This is a genomic window from Candidatus Edwardsbacteria bacterium (assembly GCA_031082425.1).
Taxonomy (GTDB): domain Bacteria; phylum Edwardsbacteria; class AC1; order AC1; family EtOH8; genus UBA2226.
Genome location: JAVHLB010000002.1, coordinates 102734 through 129269 on the forward strand (window position 1 = coordinate 102734; position 26536 = coordinate 129269).

Here is a 26536-nt window from a genome sequence, read left to right on the forward strand (position 1 = left end):
CTGATCAGCGTTAATCTGTGCCCGATTTCGATCTTCCGCACACCGGGCACCCTTGCAGGCTTAACGGGATCTCCAGGCCGGCCTCCTCCATCAATACCTGGTTCGTCAGAATATCTTTGGCCGGGCCGTCGGCTATGGCCTGTCCGTCTTTCATGACGATGACCCGCTGACAGATCTCCAGCACCATATCCAGATCGTGGGAGGTGATTATCTTGGTATGCTCGAATCCCCTGAGTATATTCATCAAACGCCGCCGGGACTTGGGGTCCAGCGAAGAGGTGGGCTCGTCCAGTATCAGGATGTCCGGGGACATGGACAGCACCGAGGCGATGGCCGCGGCCCGCTTTTCCCCGGCCGAGAGATGGAACGGGGCCCGGTCTTTAAGATGCAGTATGCCGACCTGTTCCAACGCCGAGACCACCCTTTGCTCCACCTGGGGTTCGTCGATCTTCAGATTGCGCGGGCCGAAGGCCACGTCGTCATGGACCGTGGTCATGAAAAGCTGGTCATCGGGATTCTGGAACACCATTCCCAGCCTCTGCCGGATCATGTTCAGGGTGTGCTTGGTAAGCCTGACCTCGCCGATGACCACCTCGCCCTTTGCCGGGGCAAGGATGCCCGTCAAAAGCATCAGCAGGGTGGATTTTCCGGCCCCGTTGGCGCCGATGATGCCCACCGATTCCCCGTGGTGGATGCGGAAGGACAGGCCGTTGACGGCCTGATGGCCGTCGGGATAGGAATAAAATAGATCCTTGGCCTCGGTGATATGATGGCTCATCTTGAAACTCCCGTCATCACATTTCCCAGCCACAGGGGAAGGTTTATCAGGCGGGACAGAATAAAGAATGCGCCCCAGGTCAATACATACATGGTGTCGCCCCAGCCCGTCCCCGGCCCTTTTCCGGTATGGTATTCGCCCCTGAAGCCCCGCAGGCACATGGCATCATAGACCCTCTGGGCCCGGTCCATGGTCCTTATAAGGATCTGCCCCAGCAGCGGACCCCATACTTCCCGTTTAAGCCCTTGGGAACTGAAAGCCCTAAGGGCGTGGGCCTGGACGGTTCTGGCGGCCTCCTCCAGCAGAACGGATATGTACCGGTAGGTCAGGATCGTCTGGAGGACGAATATCCTGGGAACTTTAAGTTTTCTCAGGGAAAGTGCCACCCCCTCCATGCCAGTGGTGGCTATCAGCAGCAGCGCCGAGGTCACGGCCAAGGTCCCTTTTAAAAATATTGACAGGAAGATCAGCCAGCCGGACGACATCGTATATCCCAATATATTCACCGTGCTGTGGTCGAATAACGGATTCAGAAGGCCTATCCCCACTATCATCGGTTCGATGTACAAAAGACGCTTTAACAGGGGTCCCGGGGGTATTTTCGCTGCTGCTGCAACGAATACCGGAAAGAATACCAAAGGCAGCAGGGCAATGGTGGCGTGCTTGTCGTAGGAGACCAGCAGCACCGTGTAAACCAGGGTGGCCAGCAGCTTGGCCAGGGGATGCAATCGATGGATGAAGGAATCCCGACTGGCCAGTTCATCGAACTGCCGGATATTATATATGGCGTTTATGATATTGGACATATACTCAATAAAATTTTACCACTAAGGCACCAAGACACAAATATTTATTCATAAAGTTTATAAATTGCGCCTTGATATCCTATCAACGGCCTGTTTGTCCTTTAGGCTGGCTTTTTCCTGGTTTTATTGCTCAGGTTGATAATGAAGCCCATGAAAGCCGCCAACAGCAGGGTCATTATGCCGCCCACCAGCCCGGAGAGGCTGGTACCGCCGTTGACCGCCGGCCATTTTTCATTTTGTTCCCCGGCCGGCCTTTCGCTTCCGGAAACCTTGAACCCGTAATCCGGCAGAAAAGCGGTCTTATCCTGCACTGCGGCCAGTTTTTCATAAGCAGGGTCGGCGGCCTCCAGTTCTTCCTGGCCGGAGGCTTTGAACATGGCCCATTCCAGCCCGTCCGGATGGGAGGAGGCGAACCAGGAGAGCACCGCCCCGGTCAGTACCGCCGCCGCCGCCAGCCCGGTCATCACCTTTTTAAGGGACAGGCCGCCGCCCAGGGCCTGGTTCAATGACGCCTTTTCCATGATCTCCGGCCGGGCCTTCCAGACGAAGGATATCACCGCCGCGGTCACCAGGCCCTCCACGATCCCTATGGCCAGATGGATGGGCTGCATCAGGAGAACGAAAGTGCTGAACGGCAGTTCGGTCTTGCCGGAGAACAGCGTTTCCAGGACCACTGCGAAAGCCCCCAGCTGAAGTCCAATGATGGCGGCAGCCATTGAAGCGATCATGATCCGTTTGGGGGAAATATCTTTCCCGATCATTTTTTTATAGATCAGCGGATAGGCCACAAAACAGGTGAAAAAACCCATATTGAAGATATTGGAACCCAGAGCCAGCAGGCCGCCATCGGCGAAGAACAGGGCCTGAATTATCAGGATGGAGGACATGGTCAGAAATCCGGCATAGGGGCCCAGCAGTACGGCCAGCAGCAACCCCCCGCCCAGATGCCCGCTGGAACCGGTGCCGGGTATTGAGAAATTTATCATCTGGGCGGCAAAGATGAAGGCCCCCATCACGCCCATCAGGGGAATTTTTTTCTGGTCCAACCCGTCTTGGACCTTTTTGATGGAATAGGCGGCCGCACCGGCGGTGGCGGCCCACATTGCTCCGCCCACCACCGGCGAGATCAGGGCATCTGCCATATGCATGGTTCATGACTCCTTAGATGTTTCTATTAGGGCTATTTTAGCGCTTCCTTCAGCACTGCCAGATTTTTTTCCATGGCAATGATATAGGCCTCCGGTTCCATGGGTCCGGTGACCGCGGGATCAAGGCTATACATCTTGGCCCCCGTCTCCCTGGCTATGGTCTCAGCCGACTTGGCCGGATACTGGGGCTCGGCGAAGATGGCTTTGACCTTGTTCTTCCTTACCAGTTCGATGGTTTGGGCCAGGTCGCCGGCGCTGGGCTCGGAGCCCGGCTCTCTTTCTATCACCGCCAGGATGTTCAGCTCGAATTCCCGGGCGAAATAGGGAAAGGCCTCGTGAAAGGTGATGATATTCCTGTTTTCAACCTTTTTGAGCGCCAGATGCATTTTTTCCTTCAGCGCTTCCAGCTTGACCAGATAGCGCTGGACATTCTCCCGGTAATAGCCGATATATCCGGGATCGGCCCTCTCCAGACCGGCCTCGATATTGCGCACCTGCCAGATGGCCCCGGAGATGCTGGCAAATATATGGGGGTTGGCGTGGCCCTTTTCTTCGATCAACTCGATATCCTTGCTGGCATCTATCACTGACAGCTTGGTGTTCTGCCGGATCACATCGTCCAGAAATGACTCCATCCCGGCCCCGTTGATCACCAGAATATCAGCCCGGCTCAGGGTCTTCATGTCCTGGGGCGTCATCTGATAGTCATGCAGGCAGCCGGTGAAAGGCGGGGCCAGGTTGATCAGTTCGACCCCGGGAACATCCTTGACGATATTGGCGGTCATGATATACATGGGGTAGAAGGAGGCGACCACCGTCAGTCGGGCTGGCTCTTCCTTTTTTGAGCAGCCGGCCAGCAAAATCACCGCCGATGCCAGCGACAAAGTCCAGGTTTTCATTTTCCTCTCCTTGTTGTTAAAATCCTGCGGTGATGCCCGTGGTGATTGTGGTCTGGGGGCCGCGCTGATCATGAATTCGGATGCCCAGGTCCCAGTCAACCGGACCCAATCTAATCGAGCCGCCTATCAGACCGCTGTTCCCAATGACCCCAGTCCGGTCATCAAGCATCTCTCCGCCAAGCTCGGCGCAGATCCGGTATTTTTCGGCAAAGCTATATTCGGCCGCCAGGGAGGTCCCGATGCTGCCCCGGACCAGGGCTTCCCCGGATGAATTATAGCCCAGGTTATAGTGCAGGCCCAGATCTCCGTATTCCCGGCTGAAGATAAGATTGAGGCCGTATCCGGCTGAGCCGGTCTCGAAGCCGGCGCTTAAGGAGATATCCGGCAGTGTTTGATGTTCTTTCATAAGAGTCATTTTAAAGCCCACTTCCAGCGGCGACATCCCCCAGCCAACAGTGTTTCCGTCGGCATCCTGATCGGTGCTGTGGGAAAATCCCAGCCCGAGGTCCAGACGGTCGGTCAGGCCGTGTTTGATGGCGATACCCGGGGTCTGGCCGGTCCCCTCCGGGCGGTACTGACAGTGGTCGAATGACATTTCCGCTTCGGTTTTGCCCCTCTCCACCGTTCCGGCATCGTCGGTGTCCAGCGGCCGGGCGGCCTGCGCCCAGCCGGCAAACCAAACCAGCATGATCCCCAAAAACACCCTCAGCATCCCGGGACTCCTTGCCCTATTATAAATTAAAATCGTGCTACGTTTATAATAATTGTAGCACGAATGATAAAACCTGTCAAGATAAATTATTCTGCCGTCAGTGCAGCACCCGGCAGCTGGCCTGGGAAAGCAGGCACTGGCCCACCCCTTTCAGGGCGCCGATCCGTCCCTGGAGGTCCTCCAGTTTTTCCACCGGCCCCCTGACGATGATGGTCTCCATGCAGTGGTGGTGGTCCAGGTGGACATGCTGGGAGGCGATGATCTCGGCGTCGGCATCATGCTGCAGGGCCAGCAGTTTTTCCACCAGGTGCGGCCGGTGGTGGTCGTAGATTATCAGGATGGCCCCCACCATCTCCTGGCCCCTCTCGGCCGCCTGGGCCGCCAGCAGGTTCCGGATCATGTCCCGGATGGCCTCGGAGCGGTTGGTGTACCCCTTGCGCCGGATTAGTTTTTCGAATTTCCCGACCAGGCTCTCCTCCACCGAGACCCCGAAGCGCAGGATATTTTCCTTTTTCTGATTCATCGTCCTTTTTTGATCTCTTATATTTTCTTTTTGGTTTTCATATATCGGTCCCGTTCGCTGAAGATACAGCCGCAGTATTTCTGGCGGTAAAGTTCCAGTTCCCTGGCCCTGGCCCGGCCGTCATCCCAGCCTTTCCGGAAATCGCGATACAGGAACTCCACCCCGTATTTTTTGCCGATATCATTCCCCAGATCCTTGATCATATCATGCTTCTGATAAATGCTGTAAAGGAGGGTGGTCGAGAATGAGTCGTACTTTCCTCGCATCGCTTCCATTGCCGTCGCTTCCAGCCTGGTCGAATAACAGGCCCGGCAACGGTCCTCCAGCAATGCCCCAAGATTCTCCTCCAGGGGATATTCATCGCGATAGATGATCTTCAGATCGTTTCTTCGGGCAAAATCCCTGACCGAGGCCAGCCGCGCCCGGTATTCCTGGTAGGGATGGATATTGGGGTTGAACCAGAAACCGGTGATCCCCGCCTTTTCACCCGACAGCGACTGGTGCGGATAACAGAGGCAGGGGGCGCAGCAGATATGCAGCAACAGCCGGGACATCGGCTAGATTATCAGCCCGTATTTTTTCAGCTCGGCTTTGAGCAGTTTCTTGGTGGCCTCCGACACCTCCACCAGCGGCATCCGCATCTCGGCATGGCACAGCCCCATCAGATTCAGGGCGGCCTTGACCGGCCCGGGGCTGGTCTCCACGAACAGGGCCTTGATCAGGGAAAACTGCTTGAGGTGTATCTTTCGGGCCCCATCAACCTCCCCCTTGAGGAATTTATCCACCATTTTGGCGGTATCCTTGGGGGCGACATTGGCCACCACCGATACCACCCCTTGGGCCCCGATGGCCAGCATCGGCAGGGTCAGGGAGTCCTCGCCGGAGAACACCGCCATCTTTTCCCCGCATAGGGTGATTATCTGGCTGACATTGTCCAGGTTTCCCGAGGCCTCCTTGATGGCCACGATATTCCCGATGGCGGCCAGGCGGCAGACAGTGGCCGGATCCAGGGAGACCCCTGTCCGGCCGGGGACGTTGTACAGCATGATCGGCAGTTTGGTAGCCGAGGCCACCGCCTTGAAATGCTGGTAAAGCCCCTCCTGGCTGGGCTTGTTATAATAAGGAGTGACCACCAGCGCCCCGTCCACTCCCATTTTCTCCATCTCCTGGGTCTTGGTGATGCTTTTCAGGGTGTCGTTGGTGCCGGTATAGGCCAGGACCTTCATTTTGCCCTGGGCCTTCTTCAGGGTTGTTTCGACGATCTTTTTGTATTCCTCCGGCAGGACCGTCGGTCCCTCCCCGGTGGTGGCGGCGAAGACCACCCCGGCGGTGCCGTTGGCCGCATGAAAATCTAAAAGCCGTTCCAGGGCCGGTACGTCCAGGGTACCGTTTCTGAACGGCGTTACGATTGCCACAAAAGAGCCTTTCCAATCTATCATCTTAATCCCGCTCCCTAATATTATTTATCGGTATGATTATTATCATTTTCAGTCCTCGGTTCATGGTCTCGGCTTCTACCTCTTGCCCTTGCTGCCCACCGGCACATAATACCGGGTCCCGGGATGGGGCTGGCAGATCTTCTCCACCAGGTCGTTGAAATCATCCTGGTTGTTCACGAAATCTATGTCGTTGACATTCACCACCAGCAGCGGGGTCTCGGAATAATGGAAAAAGAAATGATTGTAGGCCTCGGAGAGCTCGGACAGGTATTCCCGCTGCATGCCGTGCTCGAAGGGCCGCCCCCGGTGTTTGATCCGCCGGAGCAGCACGTCCACCTCGGCCTGCAGGTAGACCACCAGGTCGGGCTGGTTGATGTTTCTCTCCAGCAGCGGCAGCATATGCTCGTAGAGCGAGATCTCGTTCTGGTCCAGGTTCAGGTAGGCGAAGATCTTGTCCTTGGCGAACAGGTAATCGGACACTATGCCCTGGCTGAACAGCTCCTGCTGGAAAAGGTTCTGCTGCTGTTTGAAGCGCGACAGCAGGAAGAATATCTGGGTCTGGAAGGCGAAGGCCCGGCGGTCGGAGTAGAACTTGCTCAGGAAGGGGTTCTCCTCCACCTCCTCCTGCACCAGCCTGGATTTGAAGCGCTCGGCCAGCATCCGGGCCAGCGAGGTCTTGCCCACCCCGATCACGCCCTCCACCGCTATGTAGTTGGGTATCTGTGCCATCTTTTAATATCTGCTCTTATCTAATTTTCTCACGCCCTGGCCCTTGGCGTCCAGGCCTGCCAGGATTTCGCTTATTTTCTTTTTGCTGCAGGGGTCGACCAGCTCCGGGGCGATCTCCAGCAGGGGGATCATCACGAAGGCCCTCCTGGCGGCCTGGGCATGGGGGAGGGTCAGCTGCTCGGTGCTGGTCACCAGCTGATCGTAGTACAGGATGTCCAGGTCGATGATCCGGGGTTCGTTCTTCAGTTGCCGTTTCCGGCCCAGGTGTTTTTCTATCCTCTGCAGGGAGATCAGCAGTTCGGCGGCCGGCAGCCGGGTCTCGATCTCCATCACCGAATTGAGGAACTTCGGCTGGTGGACGTTGCCCACCGGGTCGGTCTCGTAGACCGACGAGGTGTTCCTGATGATGACGCCCGGGACCTGCTCCAGCGCGGCGATGGCGCTCCGGATGTTTCCCAGGCGCTTGCCCAGGTTGGAGCCCAGCCCTATGTAGGCCCGGACGGCCTTGTCCTGGGATGTCTTCATGGCCGGCACTTGATTGTTTCGAGTTTTGCCTCCCGGAGCATCTGGCGGGACAGCTCGTCGGGATAGCCCTCCAGGAATACCACCTTCTTGATCCCGGCGTTGATGATCATCTTGGAGCACAGCACGCAGGGATGATGGGTTATGTAGATGGTGCCCCCGGCCAGCGACACCCCGCAGGTGGCCGCCTGGATGATGGCGTTCTGCTCGGCATGGATGGCCCGGCAGATCTCGTGCCGCTCCCCGGAGGGCACTTTCAGCTGCTCCCGGAGGCAGCCCAACTGGTCGCAATGCTTCATTCCCGAAGGAGCCCCGTTGTACCCGGTGGCCAGTATCCGCTTGTCGCGCACCACCACCGCCCCCACTTGGCGCCGCAGGCAGGTGGACCGGGTGGAGACCATCCGGGCCAGGCTGATGAAAAACTTTTCCCAGCTGGGCCGGGTTTTTCCCCGGGGCAGGACCTTGGCCCGGCCGGATCTTTGGGCCGGTCTGGCGGCCTTCTTCTTAAGCGGCATTGCCTATTTCTTGCTTTCCAGGGCGATGTCCGGCTCGAAGGACAGCTCGCTGTCCTTGGCCGAAAGGCACAGGGCCAGCACGCTCATCTGGTGGAGGGCCATGGCCTCCTCCAGCCGCTGCCGGGTTATCATCTCCAGCTCCACCAGTATGTCGCCCAGCCGGCCCCCGTTCTTCTTCTGGTGGTCGACCGCCCTCTTGACCTCCTCCGGGCTCAAATGGCCGCCGGCGGTCAGGATCTCGCCGATCAGCTTCTTGCGCTCGGCCGAGGAGAAGCCCGAGATGGAGCCCCCTTTGAATTCCACGTATTCGGTGTATTCGGGATTGTCGATGGTCAGCACCCCGGACCAGTGCTCCTTGATGGCGGTGCCCACCACATCCCCGAACTGCACCTTGCCTAGCTGTTTGATCTCTCCCATTTCTTATCCTTTCAATCGGTTGGGATACAGGGGAAATTGCCGGCACAGCTCCCTGATCTCGCCGGATACCTCTTTGATCTTGCTCTCGTTTCCGGTATGGGACAGCACCCGGTCGATCATCCCGGCCACGGTCTTCATCTCGCCCTGCTTCATGCCCCGGGTGGTCAGGGCCGCGGTGCCCATCCGGAACCCGGAGGTCACGAAGGGGCTGCGGGTGTCGAACGGCACCATGTTCTTGTTGACGGTGATCCCGGCGGCGTGCAGGGCGTTCTCGGCCTCCTTGCCGGTGATGGTCTTGTTGCTCAGGTCGATCAGCATCAGGTGGTTGTCGGTGCCGCCGGAGACTATCTGATATCCCCTCTCCACCAGGCTGGCGGCCAAAGCCCGGGCGTTGTCTATCACCTGCTGGGCGTAGAGCTTGAAGGACGGGTCCAGGGCCTCCTTGAAGGCCACCGCCTTGGCGGCGATGACGTGCATCAGCGGGCCGCCCTGGATGCCGGGCATCACCGTGCTGTCCATCACCTCGGACATCATCTTGAGCCGCTCGCCGGCCTTTACTTTTATCTTGATCCCGAAGGGGTTCTCGCTGTCTTTTCCGATCAGCACCATCCCGCCCCGCGGGCCGCGCAGGGTCTTGTGGGTGGTGGTGGTCACCACGTGACAGTGGGGGATGGGCGAGGGGTGCAGCCCGGCGGCGATCAGGCCGGCCGGATGGGCCACATCGGCGAACAGGAAGGCCCCCACCTGGTCGGCGATCTCCCGGAACTTGGCGAAATCGTAGTGCCGGCTGTAGGCCGAGGCCCCCACGATGATCATCCTGGGCTTGTGCTCCCGGGCCTTTTTGGCCACATCATCCATGTCGATGTACCCGGTCTCCTTTTTGACCCCGTAGGAGAATATCTGATACATCTTACCCGAGAAGGAGACCGGCGAGCCGTGGGTCAAATGCCCGCCATGGGCCAGGTCCATCCCCAGCACCGTGTCGCCCGGCTGGCAGTAGGTAAAATAGACCGCCTGGTTGGCGGTGGAGCCGGAATGGGGCTGGACGTTGGCGTACTCGCAGTCGAACAGCTTCTTGGCCCGGTCCCGGGCCAGGTTCTCGGCCACGTCCACGAACTCGCAGCCCCCGTAGTAGCGCTTGCCGGGATAGCCCTCGGCGTACTTGTTGGTCATCACCGAGCCCTGGGCCTCCATCACTTCTTCGGAGACGAAATTCTCCGAGGCGATCAGCTCCAGGCCGTATTCCTGGCGCCCGGTCTCGTCGATGATGGATTGAAAGATCTCGGGGTCTTTGGTCTTAAGATCGCTCATTAAAAAATACTCCTGTGTATATTATATTTTATTAGTTATTTTACAATAATAATTTTGGCAGTGGCCGCCTGCTCCCCGGACTGGAGGCGCACCAGATAAACCCCGCTGGATACCCTTCGGTTGCCGGCATTGCGTCCATCCCACTTCATCTGGTAACTGCCCGGCTGCTTGTTCTCGTGTATCAAATTCCTGACTTCCTGGCCTATCAGGTTGTAGACCTTCAAAGAAACCCGTCCGCTCTGCGGGAGAGCGTATTCAATTGTATTGCTGTGAACCCGCAGCTTTAAATTTTGAATTATTAATTCTGAATTCTGAATTTGGTCATTAGTCACCCCGGCCGGGCCGTAGCCCTGGTAAATTCTAAGGCCGTAATTACCGTCCGCCACATAAGCTAAACTATCTGCCACAAAAAGGCCATAAGATGTGCCTGGTGTATTATAGTAGCCTGCCGGAGAAGGGCTGGACGGATCACCTATGTTGATAACCCGGAAACCAGAACTAGAATCAGCCACATACGCGTTCTGGCGGGAAACAAACACATCCAAAGCGGTCCCGGGTGTGTCATAGTACCCGGCTTGAACAGGGATCACTGGATCGCTGACGTTTATTACCCGAAGCCCGGAAAGGCCGTCCGCCACATAGGCATAGTCGCCGATGACCTTGACCCCCTTGGCGTTTCCAGGCGTGTCATAATACCCGACCTCGTCCGGGGCTGATGGATCAATGATATTGATGATGCGCAAACCGTTGGCGCCATCAGCCACATAAGCATGATTTCCCGAAACTGCCACGCCGCATGACAGCCCCGGAGTGTCATAAAAACCGGTTTCCGCCGGGCTGGCCGGATTGCTGACGTTGATTATCCTCAATCCACTCCCGTAGTCGGCCACGTAAGCGTAATTGCCTTCAACCACCACATCATATGTGGCCCCGGGAGTGCTGAATACACCGGCCTGGACCGGGCTGGCTGGGTTGCCTACATTGATTATCCGCAAGCCGTTTGTATCCTCCGCCACGTAGGCATAATTGCCCGACACCGCCACTCCATAGGCGTGTCCCGGAGTGTTGAAATAGCCGGCCTCGATGGGTTCGGCGGGATCGGTAATATCTATTATCCGCAGCCCAATGGTATCGTCGGCCACATAGGCATAATTCCCGCTCACCGCCACATCCCGGGCCTTTGTACAGCTGGCAATCGGCTGATATTGCCCGGCCAGCGCCGGGGTGCCGGGAAAAACAAAATTGATGACACGCAAGCCGGAACTGCTGTCGGCCACGTAGGCATAGTTGCCGGATACTGCCAGATCATAGGCTCGGCCTGGCGTATCGCAATAAAACGCTTCCGTTGGGCTTGAAGGTGTGCTTACTTTGATGATCCGCAGGCCCTGTCCTCCGTCGGCCACATAGGCATACCCGCCGGATACCTTAACCCCGTTGGCCGAACCAGCAGTATTAAAGGTTCCTGTCAAACTGGGGCTGGCGATGCTGCTGACGCTCACTATTGCCAGCCCGGCACCGCCGTCGGCCACATAGACATAATTGAGAAGATATGCCACATCAAGAGCATCTCCGGCGGTATCATAACTTCCGGCTAATACCGGGTTGGCAGGATCTAATATGTTTACAGCGACCATACCGGAAGGTCCGTCGGCCACATAGGCGTACTTGCCGGAGACCACCACTTTATAACAATTGCCTGAGGTATTGTAACTTCCAACTTCGTACAGGCTGTCCGGGTCATTTACATTTATTATCCTCAGTCCGGCGCTGCCATCCGCCACATAGGCAAAACTGTCGATCACGGCCACGCCCCGGGCAATACCCGGCGTGTCGTATGAACCGGCTTCATTTGGATTGGTGGGATCGCTGATATCGATCACCCTCAAGCCTGAACCGTAATCGGCCACGTAGGCATAATTGCCGGAGACGACCACATCGCTGGCCATACCCGGGGTATTTAAAGTACCGATCTCGTTGGGGCTGGCAGGATCACTAATGTCAATTATGCGCAACCCGGCGCTGTCATCCGCCACTACGGCATTATTGCCGGATAGAGCCACGCCATAGGCATTTCCCGGTGTGTCATAATATCCGGCCGGAGCAGGCAAGATGCCATTATTGCATTTTATCACCTTAAGACCCAATGCCCCGGCAGCCACATAAGCGTAATCACCCAACACCGCTATGTCAGATCCCGTTATGCTGTACTGTCCGGTTAGGATGGGGTTGGTTGGATCTTGGATGCTGAAAATCCTTAAACCGCCCGCAAAATACGCATGCTCGCCGGATAATGTGACCGGCGCCCCTGCGGCTTGTTCGTAAATAGCTGTTTGGGCTGGTGCTGAAGGCGTACTGATCCTTATTATCCTGAAATCGTATAACGTCTTGAAAATACAGTAATCACCGTAAACAGAAACCCTATAACCTTCATTCCCTATCCCTGTTATCCCCGTGTTACCCACTTTAAGGGGGCTTGCCGGGACAGTCGCATCAACCACAAACATTCCGGTAGCGCCGGCAAGATATACATAATTCCCGGCCGCATCCAGGTCCGCGCAGTCATATCCGGGTCCGTCGCCGCCATAATATGTGCCGACGCTGTCTGGATTGGCAGGATCGGTTATATCGTGAACTATAAATCCATTGGCAGATAAGCTATATACATAATTGCCTGACGTTGCAATTACTCGTGACTTCCATGGGATAGTGCCGGTCAGCGTGGGATTCACCGGGTCACTGGCATTAATTATGCTGGTTCCGTAACCCGATGGGTCAAGCGTATATTGTGCTTGTGCAACGAGTATATTGTTGCCTGATACTTCGATATCGCTTATATTCCCCTGTACTGAAAACCCGCTCACAAAGACAGGAGAAGCCGGATCATTTATATTGAGGAGAATTACTTGCATGCCGCAACCGATCACAACATAATCGTTTCCGCCGATGTTGGCAACTGCCACAGCCTGGCAATTCCCGCTGGAAAGGTAGCTGCCCACCGTTCGCACGTTGGAACTGTCCTGGGCGGCCGCCAGGCCCCACAAACCCAGCAACAGAACCGACCCAACCAGCATTTTTTTGAACATGGCCGCCTCTTAAATAATCGTTTACCGCACCACCACCATTTTGGCAGTAGCCGCCTGCTCCCCGGCCTGGAGGCGCACCAGATAAACCCCGCTGGATACCCTGCGGTTGCCGGCATTGCGCCCGTCCCACTTGATCTGGTAACTGCCCTGCTGTTTGTTATCGTGCATTAGATTCCGCACCTCCTGCCCCAGCAGGTTGTATACCTTCAAAGTAGCCCGTCCGCTTTGCGGGAGAGCGTATTTTATGGTATTTCCGTGAACCCGCAACGCTAAATTCTGAATTAATAATTCTGAATTCTGAATTTGGTCATTAGTCACCCCGGCCGGACCGTAGCCCTGCAGTATCCTAAGGCCAAACTTATTTCCGGCCAAATAAATATAATCATTAACAGCCACGACTTCCTCGGATGGGAATGGGGGGATAAAATAACCGACTTCAGTCGGAGCAGCGGGGTTGCTGATGTTTATTACCCGAAGACCCGAAGCACTATCGGAAACGTAAACATTATTCCTTGATACCGCAACATTAATGGCATTGCCGGGGGTATCGTATGAACCAACCCCGATCGGAGCGGCGGGATTGCTGATATCAATCATCCGCAGGCCAGACGTTCCATCAGCCACAAAAGCGTAATTGCCGGATACCGTCACATCCTTGGCCAGACCCGGGGTGTCAAAATAACCTACCTCACTGGTGCTGGCGGGATCGCTGACGTCAATTATCCTTAATCCTGCATCCCAATCAGCAATATAGACATAATTACCGGCCACCGCTACGTCAGCAGCCAAACTTGGCGTTATATACTCGCCAACTTTCACCGGATTAGTTGGATTGGTTATATCGATTATTTGCAGGCAACCGTTCCAATCTGCCAGGTAGGCATAGCTCCCGGAAACGGCAACGCCCCGGGCAGAGCCGGAGGAATTATAGGTGCTGACCAAAACCGGCAGAAAGGGCATGCTGATGTCAAAAATACACAGGCCTATATCCCAATTGGCCAAATAGGCATAATTACCGGAAACAGCGATATTATCAGAAGAGGCGTTTATGGTATCAAAAGCTCCCACCCAGGCCGGATTTGCAGGGTCGCTTACATTGATAACGCAAAACCTGTCCTTCCAGGTCACGTAGGCATAACCGCCATCTACCGCCAGCCCCCGGCAGTCATATCCGTCGTAAGGATGCGTCGGCGGGATTTCATATTGCCCGGATAATGTCGGCGTTTGGCTTTGCGTGACTCTGAGCTTGACTATGTGCAATCCATCCCCGCTATCGGCCAGGTAGGCATAATCATTTAGAATTGCCAGGCCTGAAGCATAGGCTGTGGTATCGGTGAAATAGAACACCGTTGGGTTGGAGGGATTGCTGATATTTATGACCCGTAGCCCCCCGTCGCCGTCGGCCACATAGGCGTAGCTGCCATCTACCATCACATCATTGGCTGACCCTGGCGTATCCAGGTTGCCGGCCAGGGTGGGGCTGGCCGGGTTGCTTATATTTATCACCTGCAGTCCATAATATTCATCCGCTACATAGGCATAACTACCCGAAACCGCCACGCTGCGGGCGCTTCCGGCGGTATTATAGCTTCCCGCCTGTATCGGGTTGGCTGGGTCGGTAAGGTTGATTATTACCAACCCCGAGGCGCCATCCGCCACATAGGCATAATTGCCCGATACTGTCACATTGAATCCGTCTCCGGGGGTATTGATGCTTCCGGTCCCGACCGGGTTTGAGGGGTCGGTTATATCAATGATCCGCAGGCCGGCGCTGCCGTCCGCCACATAAGCATAATTCCCGGAAACAGCCACGCCCAGTGCCGCGCCGGGCGTGTCATAAAAGCCGACCTCTACCGGGCTGCCGGGATCGCTGACGTTCATTATCCGCAGGCCGTAGCCGTATTCCACGATGTAGGCCAGGCTGTCCGACACGGCAACATCATAGGCGTTGCCCGGGGTGTTGATGAAACCAACCTCGCTGAAGTTTGCCGTATCGCTGACATCTATTATCCTTATGCCGGAAGTGTCATCGGCCACATAGGCATAATTGCCGGAGACGGCCACATTGCGGGCGTTACCCGGTGTGTCATACGGCCATATTTCGTCGGTAGGGGCCGGGGTATTATTGCACTTTATAACATACATACCATTAACACCTGCCGTATAAGCATATCCATCGGTTGCCGTAACGCAGCGTACTTGCCCGACTCCGCTGTATACTCCTATTCGTGTTACATTTGCCGGATTGCTAATATCGTATATATTCAAATAATCCAACTCGAAAGCCGAGCCCAATCCCGTAAGGTATGCATAATTACCCGATAGCGAAATCGCCCAAGGGTATCCCGATGCCTTGCTGGAGTCTACAAAAACCGGATTTGAATGGTTGCTGACATTTAGCACAAAGATATAACCCATTCCGTCAATATAGGCATAATTATCTTGAACAGCAACAGCAAAACAAGTACCAGCAGCCGTATAACTGCCGGTATTGGCCGGACTGGCCGGGTTGCTGACATCAAAGATCTGCAAACCATTTGAGCCGTCCGCCACATAGGCATAACTGCCTGAAACTGCCAGGGCATAACTGGTCCCTGATGTATTGTAGTATCCGGCTTCGAGGGGGGATGCCGGGTTGCTGATGTCTATGATACGCAAACCGGAAGACCCATCCGCCACATAGGCGTAATTACCTGATACCGCCACACCATAGGCCGTTCCCGGAGTGTCATATGACCCGGTCAGCAAGGGATTGGTCGGATCAGTCATATCAATTATAACAAAACCGGCCATGTTGTCCGCCACAAATATGTAATTGCCTGATATGGTCAAACCCATTACCGTACCCGAGGTGGATCTTTCCCCCACCTTGACCGGTGCGGTTTTATTGCTTACATTGATGATCATCACCCGGTTGGCATTGCCGATGACAGCATAATCAATGCTGTCTTTTTGGGTATATGCCACCGCACGGCACGGGCCGGTGGTAAAATATCCCACCATTTGCACGTTGGAACTGTCCTGGGCGGCCGCCAGGCCGCACAGGCCCAGCAACAGAACCGACCCAACCAGCATTCTTTTGAACATGGCTCCCTTTCAGATCACTACTTTTTGGGGCTCTTCTTTTTAATGACCGGTGTAGCTGTCACCTTTACGGTATCGATTATGCTTGAGTCCGGCCGGACCGCCGCATGGCCGGAATTCCCTGCCTGGCCCATGCCCAGCAGCGAATGGATCTTCATCCTGATGCTGTCGCCGTAGGCCGGGACGAACCCGGTGTGGTATTCTTTGAGTATGCCGTCCTTGTCTATCATCACCAGGGTGGGCAGTTCCTTGACCTGGTATTTCTTGGAGGCCACCTCGTACTGGTCCATCAGCACCGGCAGGGAGACCACGTTGTTGAAGACGTAATTCTCCACGGTGTCGCGGGACTGCCCGACGTTGACCAGGTAGAACTTTACCGGAAACCCGGCCATCTCCGAGGCCAATTGCTGGAGCACCGGGATCTCGGTCTTGCAGTTCTTGCACCAGGAGGTAAAAAAACTGAGGACCACCGCTTCCCGTTCCTGCTTGTGGCGCGGCCCCCGGACCTGCCCGCAATGGTCCCGCAGGTAGAAATCCTTTCCGTCCAGCGTTTTCAGGACCACGATCGGGGCCGGCTGGCCGCACAGGCCGGGGTCGGCCGTCCCGGCCGGCAGGGACGATGCCATGATAACCGTCAATAAAAGACCGCAGGCTGCAATGCGCGTCATTTGGAATGATCCTCCTCGTATTTTGTGATCTTGTCCAGGCGTCGCTGGTGGCGGCCCCCCTCGTACTCGGTCTCCAGCCACACCTTGACCATCTTGGGGACCATCTGGAGGTCCACGAAATCGGCCGGCAGCACCAGGATGTTGGCGTTGTTGTGCTGGCGCGACAGCCGGGCCATATCGGGGGTGAGGGCCAGCGCCGCCCGGATGCCCTTGACCTTGTTGGCCGCCATGGCCATGCCGTTGCCGGTGCTGCATATCAGGATGCCCTTGTCGGCCTGGCCGCTGGCCACCGCTTGGGCCACCGGGAAGGCGTGATCGGGAAAATCGCACGATTCCGCGCTCTTGGTGCCCAAATCGGAGAACTCTATATTATCGGGGGAAAAGGTGCTCTTGATCTGTTCCTTCAAGAGATAGCCCCGATGGTCGGACCCGATGGCAACTTTCATATAAACGCCTTCTTTAGATTAACAATAAATTATCGCTGCTGCATTGTCAAGGGAATGTTTAAAAACGTCCGACTGAGCGGCAGACAGTGCTTGAGAAGTTGCGCAAGGCTGCCAAACAATGTTTGAACTGTTTGAAACCGTTTCAAACGATTTAAACATTGCCCTGCTTTTATCATTGCTTCTCCAACGCCCCGGAGCATTGCTTCATGCGGATCATTTGGCCATCAGCACCGAAAGGATTATCGACATGAACTTGGTGTCGTCGGAGTCGGTGCGCGAGGTCAGGACCACCGGAGCGCTGGTGCCGATCACCATGGCCGCCAGTTCGGCCTTGGCCAGCTGGGTCAGGGTCTTGTACAGGATGTTGCCGGCCTGGATATCGGGGGTCAGCAGAATATCGGCATACCCGGCCACCGGGGATTTAAGCCCCTTGCCGGCCGCGCACTCCGGGCTGACCGCCGCGTCCATGGACAGCGGGCCGTCCACTATGCAGCCCTTGATCTGGCCCCGGTCGGCCATCTTGGCCAGCTGGGCCGCCTCCAGGCTGCAGGGCCATTTGGGATTGACCTTCTCGGTGGCCGTCAGCACCGCCACCTTGGGGGTTTCGACCCCCAATTTTTTGGCCACCGCCACGGCGTGGTTGATCATGTCCACCTTCTGGCCGAAATCAGGATACGGTATCTGGGCGGCGTCGGTAAGTATCAGCAGACGGGGGTAGTTGGGTACCTCGAACACTGCCACGTGGGAGACCGTGGCCCCGGTGGTCAGGCCGGTTTCCTTGTTCAGGTAGGCCCGGGCGTAGATCGCAGTGTCTATCAGCCCCTTCATCAGCACGTCGGCCTCCCCATTCTTGACCATCTCCACCGCCTGGGTGGCCGCTTTTTTATAATCGGTCTGGTCGATCAGGGTGAATATCCTGGGATCGATGTTGTTCTCTTTGGCCAAAGCCTCGGTCTTCTTCCGGTCGCCGATCAGGATGGCCTGAGCCAGCTTCTGGTTGACCGCCCGGGCCAGGGCCCCGATGATGTCCGGGTCCTGCCCGCAGGCCACCGCCACTTTCTTGAGGGGTCCGCCTTTTACCAGTTCCGCCATCTGCTTCAATGATGTCACTTGTGCCACTTTTTACTCTCCGATTTTTATATTTTATGTATTTTGGTTGTTTTTAACTCAAGTAAACCGCGTTGCGGCCGCCCTGCTTGGCCCGGTACAGGGCCTTGTCGGCCCGGTCTATCAGTGACACCATCGATTCGTCCCGGTTCAGCTCGGCCACCCCCAGGCTGATGGTGACCTTGAAGGGCCACAGCTTCTCCTGATGGATCAGCCTCCATCTTTCGATGGAGAGGCGCAGCCTCTCGGCTATCTCCACCGCGATCTCGGCCTTGGTCTGGGGCAGCATGATCAGGAACTCCTCACCGCCGTAGCGGGCCGCCCGGTCGTACTCCCGGATCCCGGCCTGCAGGTGCCGGGAGACCCCTTTTAAGACCTCGTCCCCCACCGGATGGCCGTACTGGTCGTTGATGTTCTTGAAATAATCCAGGTCGCAGAAGATCAGCGACAGCGGCAGGCCCAGCCGCCGGGATTTTTTCAGCTCCAGGTCCAGCTCCATCTCTATCTTGCGGCGGTTCAGCAGCTCGGTCAGGGGGTCCATGGCCGCCAGCCTGGACAGCAGCTCCGAGGCCTTGGCCTCCTCCTCGTAGATGCTGGCGTCCCGGAATATCTGCGCCGCCCCCAGGCGCCGGCCGCTGACATCGCTGATGGGCGAGGAGACCACATCCACCGGCACCCGGTGTCCGTCCTTGTGCTTCAGGTAGACCCGGGTCTGTCCGGTGGCCTGCCCGTGGTTGACCGCCCGGCTCAAGGGGCACAGCGGGCCGCACATCCCCCGGCCCCCGGTGTCGATGTGGCACAACAGATCATCGGAACAGCGAAAATTCAACACGTCCTTCAACTGGTATCCGGAGATGTTTTCGGCCCCCTTGTTCCAATAGGTGATCCGCCGGTCGTTGTCCACAAAATAGACCCCGTCATAGGTCTGGTCCAGAATGGCCTGATAGGTCTGGCAGGGCAGTCCCGGGGGATTATTTTCGGCTGGGGCGGCCATCAGCAGCTGACCACTCCCAGGGCGATGGAGTTCAGCTTCTGCTGCTTGGAGTCGGCCCGGGAGAGCATCACCACCGGCTTGGCCGCCCCGGCGATGATCCCGGCGGCCTGGGCCCCGCCCAGGTAGATCAGGCCTTTGACCAGCATGTTGCCGGAGGCGATCTCCGGCGTCAGAAAGATGTCCGCCTCGCCGGCCACCTGGCTCTTGATCTTTTTGTGGACGGCGGCCTCGGCCGAGACCGCCAGGTCCAGGGCCAGCGGCCCGTCCACCAGGCAGCCCTTGATCTGCCCCCGGTCGGCCATCTTGACCAGGTGCGAGGCGTCCATGGTTTCCGGCATCTCCGGGTTGAGCACTTCCACCGCCGCCAGCACCGCCACCCTGGGATTCTCCACTCCCAGCTTGTGGGCTATGGCCACCGCATTGTTGATGATGTCCACCTTGGCCATCAGGTCGGGCTTGACATTCATCCCGCCGTCGCTGACCAGGATCAGCTTGGGGTAGGACGAAGATTCCATCAGCGCCACGTGGGACAGCAGGCGCCCGGTGCGCAGGCCCACTTCCTTGTCCAAGACGGCCTTGAGGAAGGTGGCGGTGGCCACCAGGCCCTTCATCAAAAAGTCGGCCTTCCCGCTGGAGACGGCAGCCACCGCGGCCCGGCTGGCCTCGGCCATGTCCTTGATGTCGTGTAGCTCCCAGTCCTTGATGTCCACGCCAGCCTTCTGGGCGGCCTGTTCGATGGCCTTCTGGTCGCCGAACAGTATGGGGGTGGCGATCTTCTCTTTTAAAGCGTCATTTAAGGCCTCAAGGACCACCTCGTCCTGGGCCACCGCCACCGCCACCTTCTTGGGGCCGCTGGCCTGGGCCTGTTTCATCAGATCGGAAAATGATTTGATCATGTGCCAACCTTCGTATGATTATATGTAAATGTTTATATTATCTGGCCCACCCGCCCTCGTGATAAAGCGACCTTATTTCATCCAATGATAGAACACGGGAATATATTTTTACGTCGTCAATATTGCCCTCATAATACCAGGCGACATCATTGGGATGATACCTGGAACCGATGCTCAAGAGCAGATCGTTGTCCAACGAGATCGAAGGGTAATTTTGAACGATCCCGTTATTCTCTCCATCAACATAGGTTATCAGATTTGTATCCGATCTCAATAATACAACATGATGCCATTTGCCGTCGTTGAGCTTTCCTTTGCCGTTAAGCTGAATATGGCTTCCCAGCACGGTCTGGTTAATCTGGGCATTTACATAGCTGGGGGCATCGTAACCGCAAATTGAATTAACGTAGAAAGAGAAACCTGTCCAAGATGACCCCCAGCAGCCTTGTTGTATTATGGTGCCGGGGCGTGTTGTAGCAAATCTGATAAAAGCCGATACGGTAAAATATTTGCTTTGCAAAAACTCCTGCGAATAATTGCCGCATAAAATATAAGAATTTCGTCCGTTGAAATAGTACGACCGTTCAGGGTTACCGAACCTATCCCTGTCCAGAACGGCATTAACCACTTTGCCTTTTCTTTTATTGCCGCTTTCATCATCGGCGTTTCCATTGAAAGGGAAAAAGGCAACCATTTCTTTTTTTAGGTCAACCGGGCCGCGGGGCAATTCATATTTGGGGGAATTCTCGGATTTTTGAATAACCGGGCTGTTTCCAATCGTCTCCGGCGGTACCGCGTCTTCACCCGAAAACTTTATATCCGAAAAAGAGAACGAGGCTTCCTTCATCAGCCCCAGCAATTGAGACGGATCTCCGGAGCATTGACTGGAATAGACTTTTTCAACCTTGCCGGAAAGTACGTCCACCATTTGCAGCTCGACGGAATAAACAGAACCTATTTTACCAATACTGCCGCCGATTATCTTTTCCACTCCCAGTAATTTACCGGCCTCTACCAGACAGGATGTGGCATCACAGGCCCCGCTTTGTTGAAACCCTTGCTCCTTTAAAATTTCATCGCGCTTTTCGATATCAACCACATCGTATGAATTCCGTAAAACCAGTTCGTTGAGAAGCTTTTTGCTTAACTGCAAGGCTTCGGGCTCGGTAATTCCTGATGTGGTAGCAATATTCATTACTGAAATTACCCGCCGTTCCTGGCCGCTGTTCGCTTGGCCTAAACACATTAATACAACAGCAATGACAACGAAATAAGATATTTTCTTAATTTTACTCACGCGGTTTCAACATCGGTCAATGATTTGGTCATGTATGCTCCTGCATTTGTTCTCTCGTGTCATTCCTGCACTTCTTTGCTTCAGCGTAAACTCCAGCAGGTATCAAGAGTTTATAGGTTTTCGCCCCTCAATTATTACTAAAAGTTATTGGATACATCACCCAAACCCTTATCGGCTTATTATCTGTTCCAATTGCCGGATTAAACATCAAAGAATACCCCGATTTCATGGCTTCATAATCCAGGCAAAAAGCCCCGCTGCTTTTCGCCACAACTCCATCCATAATAGAACCATCAAGATCTATCAATAATTGCAAATAGACTTTTCCTTCCACGCCGTTTGCCTTTGCCAAACTGGGATAGAAGGCGTTCGATTTATCTTTGATCTCTGGCGGAACTTTTACTTCCACGAACTCATTCCGCCGGGGAATATCCCTTGATCCCTCGGCAATAGGATCTGTATTCAGTGAATCATTCTTAGCCTGGAGGGCGATCTTTCCCACCAGCCGCTTTCCGCTTTCAACCGTCATTTCAGTCAGCAGCGAGTCATACCCCTGATGTTTAAGCTTCAATTTATAGGTGCCCGGAACGATCATGACCGGCTTGAAAGGCGTTTTGCCAAAATGATAGCCGTCGACATACACATCGGCACTGTCGGGCACAGAGTTGATCACCGCCGATCCGAAATCCTGTCCGAAAACCGGAGAGATAAATAGACCCGTAAGCCAAAAATAGACCAGTACTTTATTCATATATATTATCACTTTACCGAGCGATTCGTGAATCGCCCCTACAATATCGTTTTATGATTTTTCCCCTCTCCCTTTGGGGGAGGGGCTGGGGAGGGGTCATTTGTACTCCCGGGCCTGCTCCTCGCCCTTCAGTATCCTCATCCCGGCCTCGGCCAGGGCCGTCATCTCGTCCTCCCCGGGGTACACCAAAACCTTGGCGATCCAGGCCACCCGCTCCTTGATCCAGTCGATGAATTCCGGGAAGTAGGCGAAGGAACCCGTCAGCACGATGGCGTCCACCTTGCCGTTCACCACCGTGGCCATCTCGCCGATGCACTTGGAGACCTGGTAGGCCATGGCCTGGATGATCAGGGTGGTCTTGGCATCGCCTTCCTTGACCCGCTTCTCCATTTCCCTTCCGTCGTTGGTGTCCAGATGTGAAACACAGCCGCCCTTGCCGGCCAGTTTTTTCATCATCTCGGCCTGGGTGTATTTGCCGGAGAAGCACATCTTCACCAGGTCACCGGTGGGCAGGCCGCCGGAGCGCTCCGGGGCGAACGGCCCGTCGCCGGTCAGGGCGTTGTTGACGTCCACCACTTTCCCCTTTTCATGGATGCCCACCGAAATGCCCCCGCCCAGGTGCACCATCACCAGGTTCAGCTCCTCATATCTTTTGCCCAGGTCCTTCGAGGCCCGGCGGGCCACCGCCTTCTGGTTGAGGGCATGGAAAATGCTGACCCGGGGGATCTCCGGCAGGCCGGAATAGCGGGCCAGGGGGTTCATCTCATCCACCACCACCGGGTCGACGATATAGGCCTTGACCCCGGCATCGCGGGCGATGTCATCGGCGATCAGGCAGCCCAGGTTGGAGGCATGGTCGCCTCCGGTGCCGGCCAGGATATAATCCTTCATGGTCTGGCTGACGGCATAGGTGCCCGAGGGAATGGGTTTGAAAAGCCCGCCCCGCCCGATGACGGCATGGAGTTCTTTGACATTGATGCCGGCCTTGCCCAGCACATCCTCTATGACCTTCTTGCGGAAATCGTACTGGTCGGTGATGCGCCTGAAGGGGGCCAGCTCCTCGGCGGAATGGCTCAGGGTCTGTTTGAAGGTCGGCTTGTCGTCCTCAAAGACCGCTATCTTGGTCGAGGTCGAGCCGGGATTGATGGCCAAAACTTTGAAGGGCAATGATGGTTCCTCCGGAAATTTTAATATTTGATATTAATATTTTACCTTCCCTATCCCAGCAGCCACTGCTCGGCCTCGCCCTGGTCCTCGAACACCCTCAGCAGGAACCCCCGGTTAAGGCTGACCGTCTCCACGAACTGATGGTCCTGTTTCTTGGGGTCGTCCTTGGTTATCAGGGTGGCTATCTTGGTGCGGCTGGTGAAATACTTGTTGTGCGACTGGGCGAACTCGAACCGCTCCATGGTGGTGGTGGTCAGATCGATGTTCCGCATGTCCACCAGGATCCTGGGCGATTCGTTATCCTGTATTATTTTCAGAGCTGCCAGACGGGCGTTCCACAGATCATCCTTGTCCACACGATCGGAATGTTTGATCACCACCAGTTTCTTTTCCAGGTCCTGCTTGACATCGTGAGCCATGTTGAAGAGTCCCCCTTTTGAGTTAATGTTTTTAAGCCTACTGCTGCCATTATGAACCCTGTGTTGTGACCTCCCCTTGTTCCCCTCCTTGATCAAGGAGGGGATGACAGGGGTGGTCTAATATTCCCTGGCCCTCTCCTCGCCCTTCAAAACCCTTAAGGCCCCGGCGGCCAGGGCCGGCATCTCGTCCTCGCCGGGATAGACCAGGAACCTGGGGCTGATGAACGACACCCGTTCCTTTATCCAGTCGGTGAAGATCTCATTGAAGGCCACTCCTCCGGTGACCACGATGGCGTCAACCCGCCCTTTAAGCACCGTGGCGCAGGCCCCGATCTCCTTGGCGATCTGATAGGCCATGGCCCTGAAGACCTCCTCGGCCTGCCTGTCCCCGGCCAGCACCCGGTCCTTGACCTGGTTGGCCATGTTGGTCCCCAGATAGGCCGACAGGCCCCCGCTGCGGGTCAGCTTTTTCTTGATCTCGTCAACGGTGTATTTGCCGGAGAAACACAGCTTGACCAGGGCCCCGGTGGGCACCCCGCCGGCCCTCTCCGGGGAGAACGGTCCGCCCTCGTTGGCATTATTGACGTCCACGAATTTACCATGATCCAGCGGGGAGATGGATATCCCTCCCCCCAGATGGGCCACTATCAGGTTCACTTCGGACAATTTTTTATTGAGCTCCTGGCAGGCCTGCAGGGCGGCCATCCGCATATTCAGGGCGTGCAATAGGGATTTCCGCTCGATCTCGGCCAGGCCGGAGATCCGGGCCAGCGGAGAGAACTCGTCCACCGAGACGGCGTCCACTATGAAGGCCTTGCATCCGGCGGCATCGGCCAGCTTCTTGGCGATGAAGGCCCCCACGTTGGAGATGTGCTCGCCGCGTTTGGCCTCCTTGAGGTCGTCCAGCATGGCCTGGCTGATCAAATAGGTGCCCGAGGAGATGGGCTTTAACAGCCCGCCCCGGTCCACCACCGCCGACAGCGACTTCAAATCGATTTTATTGCGGGACAGAAAATCAAGCACCACCGCCTGGCGCATGGGATACTGGTCCACTATCCTATCGAATTTTTCGATCTGGGCCTTGTCGTGCCCGATGGATTCGGCCACCAGCTGTTTTGGGCCCCGGTAAACCGCCACCTTGGTGGAGGTGGAGCCCGGGTTGAGCACCAGTATCAAAAAATCTTTTGCGGCCCTATCTGACTTAGGGACCTTTTTTACCGCCGGTGATTTTTTTATTGCCTTACTGGCGACGGTTGCCTTCTTTTTTGTTTTTTTCCGCGGAGCCGCCTGGGCCTTAAGCGGTTTTCTGACGGCCTTCCTTTTGGGAGGGGATTTTTTTACCGCTTTGACCTGAACTTTTTTCTTTTTGGCTATGGTCTTTTTGACAGCCTTCTTTTTGCCCGGCTTTTTCTTGGTCATGGATCTTCTCCTTAACAATGACCGGATATTTTATTCAGTGAAATTTTATTTGGCAATATTATAAAATTAAAATATGTATAAATAGGAACCATGCCTCAACTCTTATTTGTTTTCCTCCGCTTTCTCTTTAAAGAGAAAGCTACAAAGTCACGCCAAAGGCGGATCCGCCTATATGGATTTACCTGCGGTGGCGGAAGAACTGTCGCTGCACCGCTGCCCGAAGACCTATAACCAACCGCCTAAATGTCTTGATCACGAAACAAGGCAAACGCAGGCAAAACATTCTTAACGGCGGCTTTTTGCCAGGCAGCAGCGCTGATGCGACCCAACCAATCCCTGCCTGGCGGCCTCCCTACCCGCAACGGGGAGAGCCTGCACTAAAAAAGACAACTAATATCGCAAACGAAGTGGGCAGGGGTAAAATCCGGACCCCGCCTTCAGTGGAGCGGCTCACGCTTCAGCCCCGATCAAGCAGTCATTGCGTCATGTGCATCTTGCGTGTTCTGGTTCAATGAATGCCGGGGCGTAGGCCTTGCTATCCGTGGAACTGGGCAGTGAAGACTTCTTTGGTTACTTTCTTGGTCACAAGAAAGTAACGTTTAAGACATTTAAGATCTACTTTTGGGTAAAGCCGAGTACTGCTTCGTGATTTAGATATCTTACCATGAATTTCATTCCGGACGGCGATCTATACCAACAGCTTCTTAAGTTCGGGATTCTCCCACAATGCTTTGAAATCCTCGTCCTGGGTGACGTTCTCCTTGTAATCCTCGTCGTTCTCGATGGCCTTGGCCAGGCTCTGCAGGGAAGCATTGACATCCCCCTTGAACAGCTGGACCCGGGCCAGCTCGTACCAGGCATCGGCGTCGTCGGAGTATATCACCAGCGATTTTTTAAGGGCGATCAGGGCCTCGTCGTATTTCTGCATCAGACGCAAAGTGACGCCCTTGCTGTACCAGGCGTCGTTGAACTCGGCATCCAGCTTGATGGCCTGGTCGAACATCTTGATGGCCTCCTCGTAGCGCGCCAGGTCGCGCAGGGCCAGGCCCTTGTTGTACCAGGCGGCTATCATCTTGGGGTCCAGAGTTATGGCCTTGTCCAGGGCCGCCACCGCCTCCTGATCGCTGTCCAGCACCCCCAGCACGATGCCCTTGTTGCACCAGGCCTTGGCGAAATCGGGCTTTAGGGCGATGGCCTGGTCGTAGGCCTTGATGGCCTGGTCAAAGCTCTCCATCCGGCTCAGGATGCGGGCCTTGCTGAACCAGGCGTCGGCGTTGTCCGGCTCGGCCTGCAGGGCGCTCTCGAAGGCGTTCAGGGCCTGGTCCAGATGGCCGTGCTTCTCCAGCTTGTTCCCCAGATCGATGTAATCTTCCATATCTGATTCCGTTTATCGTTGTAAACTTATT

Annotated in this window: 26 protein-coding genes; all 26 read right to left on the reverse strand. The window is 55.7% G+C overall.

Annotation, left to right across the window (positions count from 1 at the left end; all coding sequences use genetic code 11):
- Positions 1 to 10 precede the first annotated feature (10 nt).
- Positions 11 to 778, reverse strand: coding sequence for an ABC transporter ATP-binding protein (locus tag RDU76_02275; protein ID MDQ7797756.1), 768 nt, complete (start codon positions 776 to 778; stop codon positions 11 to 13).
- Positions 775 to 1584: a cobalt ECF transporter T component CbiQ gene (gene cbiQ, locus RDU76_02280; GenBank protein MDQ7797757.1), complete on the reverse strand. Its 810-nt coding sequence runs from the start codon at positions 1582 to 1584 to the stop codon at positions 775 to 777. Before cbiQ ends, RDU76_02275 begins: the two co-directional genes overlap by 4 nt.
- Before the next feature lie 101 nt (positions 1585 to 1685).
- The gene (locus tag RDU76_02285; protein MDQ7797758.1) at positions 1686 to 2732 is read right to left on the reverse strand and encodes an energy-coupling factor ABC transporter permease; all 1047 of its coding nucleotides are present in this window, start codon (positions 2730 to 2732) and stop codon (positions 1686 to 1688) included.
- A 32-nt stretch (positions 2733 to 2764) separates the two neighbouring features.
- Positions 2765 to 3631, reverse strand: a complete 867-nt coding sequence (locus RDU76_02290) for a zinc ABC transporter substrate-binding protein (protein ID MDQ7797759.1) — start codon at positions 3629 to 3631, stop codon at positions 2765 to 2767.
- Positions 3632 to 3647: 16 nt separating this feature from the next.
- Positions 3648 to 4343 carry a hypothetical protein gene (locus RDU76_02295; GenBank protein ID MDQ7797760.1) on the reverse strand — a complete coding sequence of 232 codons (696 nt, stop codon included), beginning with the start codon at positions 4341 to 4343 and terminating at the stop codon, positions 3648 to 3650.
- Positions 4344 to 4440: 97 nt separating this feature from the next.
- Positions 4441 to 4866 (reverse strand): nickel-responsive transcriptional regulator NikR, encoded by a 426-nt coding sequence (gene nikR / locus RDU76_02300; GenBank protein ID MDQ7797761.1) that lies wholly within the window; start codon positions 4864 to 4866, stop codon positions 4441 to 4443.
- 17 nt (positions 4867 to 4883) lie between these two features.
- Positions 4884 to 5420 carry an epoxyqueuosine reductase QueH gene (locus RDU76_02305; protein ID MDQ7797762.1) on the reverse strand — a complete coding sequence of 179 codons (537 nt, stop codon included), beginning with the start codon at positions 5418 to 5420 and terminating at the stop codon, positions 4884 to 4886.
- Positions 5421 to 5423: 3 nt separating this feature from the next.
- Positions 5424 to 6305, reverse strand: a complete 882-nt coding sequence (gene dapA / locus RDU76_02310; protein MDQ7797763.1) for a 4-hydroxy-tetrahydrodipicolinate synthase — start codon at positions 6303 to 6305, stop codon at positions 5424 to 5426.
- A 75-nt stretch (positions 6306 to 6380) separates the two neighbouring features.
- Positions 6381 to 7034, reverse strand: a complete 654-nt coding sequence (locus RDU76_02315) for a deoxynucleoside kinase (GenBank protein ID MDQ7797764.1) — start codon at positions 7032 to 7034, stop codon at positions 6381 to 6383.
- 3 nt (positions 7035 to 7037) lie between these two features.
- The gene (gene folK, locus RDU76_02320) at positions 7038 to 7559 is read right to left on the reverse strand and encodes a 2-amino-4-hydroxy-6-hydroxymethyldihydropteridine diphosphokinase (protein ID MDQ7797765.1); all 522 of its coding nucleotides are present in this window, start codon (positions 7557 to 7559) and stop codon (positions 7038 to 7040) included.
- Complete coding sequence (locus RDU76_02325; GenBank protein MDQ7797766.1) at positions 7556 to 8071, reverse strand: dCMP deaminase family protein; 516 nt, start codon at positions 8069 to 8071, stop codon at positions 7556 to 7558. Before RDU76_02325 ends, folK begins: the two co-directional genes overlap by 4 nt.
- 3 nt (positions 8072 to 8074) lie before the next feature.
- Positions 8075 to 8488, reverse strand: a complete 414-nt coding sequence (locus RDU76_02330; protein ID MDQ7797767.1) for a hypothetical protein — start codon at positions 8486 to 8488, stop codon at positions 8075 to 8077.
- A gap of 3 nt (positions 8489 to 8491) precedes the next feature.
- The gene (gene glyA, locus RDU76_02335; GenBank protein MDQ7797768.1) at positions 8492 to 9799 is read right to left on the reverse strand and encodes a serine hydroxymethyltransferase; all 1308 of its coding nucleotides are present in this window, start codon (positions 9797 to 9799) and stop codon (positions 8492 to 8494) included.
- 35 nt (positions 9800 to 9834) lie between these two features.
- A complete protein-coding gene (locus tag RDU76_02340) occupies positions 9835 to 12882 on the reverse strand; it encodes a FlgD immunoglobulin-like domain containing protein (GenBank protein ID MDQ7797769.1) in 3048 nt (1015 codons plus the stop codon).
- Positions 12883 to 12903: 21 nt separating this feature from the next.
- Positions 12904 to 15969, reverse strand: a complete 3066-nt coding sequence (locus tag RDU76_02345) for a FlgD immunoglobulin-like domain containing protein (GenBank protein ID MDQ7797770.1) — start codon at positions 15967 to 15969, stop codon at positions 12904 to 12906.
- A gap of 17 nt (positions 15970 to 15986) precedes the next feature.
- Positions 15987 to 16634, reverse strand: coding sequence for a TlpA disulfide reductase family protein (locus tag RDU76_02350; protein MDQ7797771.1), 648 nt, complete (start codon positions 16632 to 16634; stop codon positions 15987 to 15989).
- Positions 16631 to 17080, reverse strand: coding sequence for a ribose 5-phosphate isomerase B (rpiB, locus tag RDU76_02355; GenBank protein MDQ7797772.1), 450 nt, complete (start codon positions 17078 to 17080; stop codon positions 16631 to 16633). Before rpiB ends, RDU76_02350 begins: the two co-directional genes overlap by 4 nt.
- 213 nt (positions 17081 to 17293) lie before the next feature.
- On the reverse strand, positions 17294 to 18190 hold the full coding sequence (locus RDU76_02360) for a bifunctional enoyl-CoA hydratase/phosphate acetyltransferase (GenBank protein ID MDQ7797773.1): 897 nt from the start codon (positions 18188 to 18190) through the stop codon (positions 17294 to 17296).
- Positions 18191 to 18242: 52 nt separating this feature from the next.
- Positions 18243 to 19181: a sensor domain-containing diguanylate cyclase gene (locus RDU76_02365; GenBank protein ID MDQ7797774.1), complete on the reverse strand. Its 939-nt coding sequence runs from the start codon at positions 19179 to 19181 to the stop codon at positions 18243 to 18245.
- Positions 19181 to 20077 carry a phosphate butyryltransferase gene (locus RDU76_02370; GenBank protein MDQ7797775.1) on the reverse strand — a complete coding sequence of 299 codons (897 nt, stop codon included), beginning with the start codon at positions 20075 to 20077 and terminating at the stop codon, positions 19181 to 19183. The genes RDU76_02365 and RDU76_02370 overlap by 1 nt, the downstream gene beginning before the upstream one ends.
- A gap of 37 nt (positions 20078 to 20114) precedes the next feature.
- Positions 20115 to 21374 carry a LamG domain-containing protein gene (locus tag RDU76_02375; GenBank protein ID MDQ7797776.1) on the reverse strand — a complete coding sequence of 420 codons (1260 nt, stop codon included), beginning with the start codon at positions 21372 to 21374 and terminating at the stop codon, positions 20115 to 20117.
- Between the two features lie 127 nt (positions 21375 to 21501).
- Entirely contained in the window at positions 21502 to 22125 is a 624-nt protein-coding gene (locus RDU76_02380) for a TonB family protein (protein ID MDQ7797777.1), read from the reverse strand.
- Positions 22126 to 22221: 96 nt separating this feature from the next.
- A complete protein-coding gene (buk, locus tag RDU76_02385; GenBank protein ID MDQ7797778.1) occupies positions 22222 to 23292 on the reverse strand; it encodes a butyrate kinase in 1071 nt (356 codons plus the stop codon).
- 50 nt (positions 23293 to 23342) lie between these two features.
- A complete protein-coding gene (locus RDU76_02390; protein MDQ7797779.1) occupies positions 23343 to 23711 on the reverse strand; it encodes a hypothetical protein in 369 nt (122 codons plus the stop codon).
- Between the two features lie 117 nt (positions 23712 to 23828).
- On the reverse strand, positions 23829 to 25130 hold the full coding sequence (gene buk / locus RDU76_02395; protein MDQ7797780.1) for a butyrate kinase: 1302 nt from the start codon (positions 25128 to 25130) through the stop codon (positions 23829 to 23831).
- Between the two features lie 688 nt (positions 25131 to 25818).
- Positions 25819 to 26505, reverse strand: a complete 687-nt coding sequence (locus RDU76_02400; protein MDQ7797781.1) for a tetratricopeptide repeat protein — start codon at positions 26503 to 26505, stop codon at positions 25819 to 25821.
- Between the last annotated feature and the right edge of the window lie 31 nt (positions 26506 to 26536).

Bases quoted from the DNA above. Each gene is read 5' to 3' on its own strand.
- RDU76_02275 (MDQ7797756.1), bottom strand. From the start codon at position 778: ATGAGCCATCATATCACCGAGGCCAAGGATCTATTTTATTCCTATCCC.
- cbiQ (MDQ7797757.1), bottom strand. From the start codon at position 1,584: ATGTCCAATATCATAAACGCCATATATAATATCCGGCAGTTCGATGAA.
- RDU76_02285 (MDQ7797758.1), bottom strand. From the start codon at position 2,732: ATGCATATGGCAGATGCCCTGATCTCGCCGGTGGTGGGCGGAGCAATG.
- RDU76_02290 (MDQ7797759.1), bottom strand. From the start codon at position 3,631: ATGAAAACCTGGACTTTGTCGCTGGCATCGGCGGTGATTTTGCTGGCC.
- RDU76_02295 (MDQ7797760.1), bottom strand. From the start codon at position 4,343: ATGCTGAGGGTGTTTTTGGGGATCATGCTGGTTTGGTTTGCCGGCTGG.
- nikR (MDQ7797761.1), bottom strand. From the start codon at position 4,866: ATGAATCAGAAAAAGGAAAATATCCTGCGCTTCGGGGTCTCGGTGGAG.
- RDU76_02305 (MDQ7797762.1), bottom strand. From the start codon at position 5,420: ATGTCCCGGCTGTTGCTGCATATCTGCTGCGCCCCCTGCCTCTGTTAT.
- dapA (MDQ7797763.1), bottom strand. From the start codon at position 6,305: ATGATAGATTGGAAAGGCTCTTTTGTGGCAATCGTAACGCCGTTCAGA.
- RDU76_02315 (MDQ7797764.1), bottom strand. From the start codon at position 7,034: ATGGCACAGATACCCAACTACATAGCGGTGGAGGGCGTGATCGGGGTG.
- folK (MDQ7797765.1), bottom strand. From the start codon at position 7,559: ATGAAGACATCCCAGGACAAGGCCGTCCGGGCCTACATAGGGCTGGGC.
- RDU76_02325 (MDQ7797766.1), bottom strand. From the start codon at position 8,071: ATGCCGCTTAAGAAGAAGGCCGCCAGACCGGCCCAAAGATCCGGCCGG.
- RDU76_02330 (MDQ7797767.1), bottom strand. From the start codon at position 8,488: ATGGGAGAGATCAAACAGCTAGGCAAGGTGCAGTTCGGGGATGTGGTG.
- glyA (MDQ7797768.1), bottom strand. From the start codon at position 9,799: ATGAGCGATCTTAAGACCAAAGACCCCGAGATCTTTCAATCCATCATC.
- RDU76_02340 (MDQ7797769.1), bottom strand. From the start codon at position 12,882: ATGTTCAAAAAAATGCTGGTTGGGTCGGTTCTGTTGCTGGGTTTGTGG.
- RDU76_02345 (MDQ7797770.1), bottom strand. From the start codon at position 15,969: ATGTTCAAAAGAATGCTGGTTGGGTCGGTTCTGTTGCTGGGCCTGTGC.
- RDU76_02350 (MDQ7797771.1), bottom strand. From the start codon at position 16,634: ATGACGCGCATTGCAGCCTGCGGTCTTTTATTGACGGTTATCATGGCA.
- rpiB (MDQ7797772.1), bottom strand. From the start codon at position 17,080: ATGAAAGTTGCCATCGGGTCCGACCATCGGGGCTATCTCTTGAAGGAA.
- RDU76_02365 (MDQ7797774.1), bottom strand. From the start codon at position 19,181: ATGGCCGCCCCAGCCGAAAATAATCCCCCGGGACTGCCCTGCCAGACC.
- RDU76_02370 (MDQ7797775.1), bottom strand. From the start codon at position 20,077: ATGATCAAATCATTTTCCGATCTGATGAAACAGGCCCAGGCCAGCGGC.
- RDU76_02380 (MDQ7797777.1), bottom strand. From the start codon at position 22,125: ATGAATAAAGTACTGGTCTATTTTTGGCTTACGGGTCTATTTATCTCT.
- RDU76_02390 (MDQ7797779.1), bottom strand. From the start codon at position 23,711: ATGGCTCACGATGTCAAGCAGGACCTGGAAAAGAAACTGGTGGTGATC.
- buk (MDQ7797780.1), bottom strand. From the start codon at position 25,130: ATGACCAAGAAAAAGCCGGGCAAAAAGAAGGCTGTCAAAAAGACCATA.
- RDU76_02400 (MDQ7797781.1), bottom strand. From the start codon at position 26,505: ATGGAAGATTACATCGATCTGGGGAACAAGCTGGAGAAGCACGGCCAT.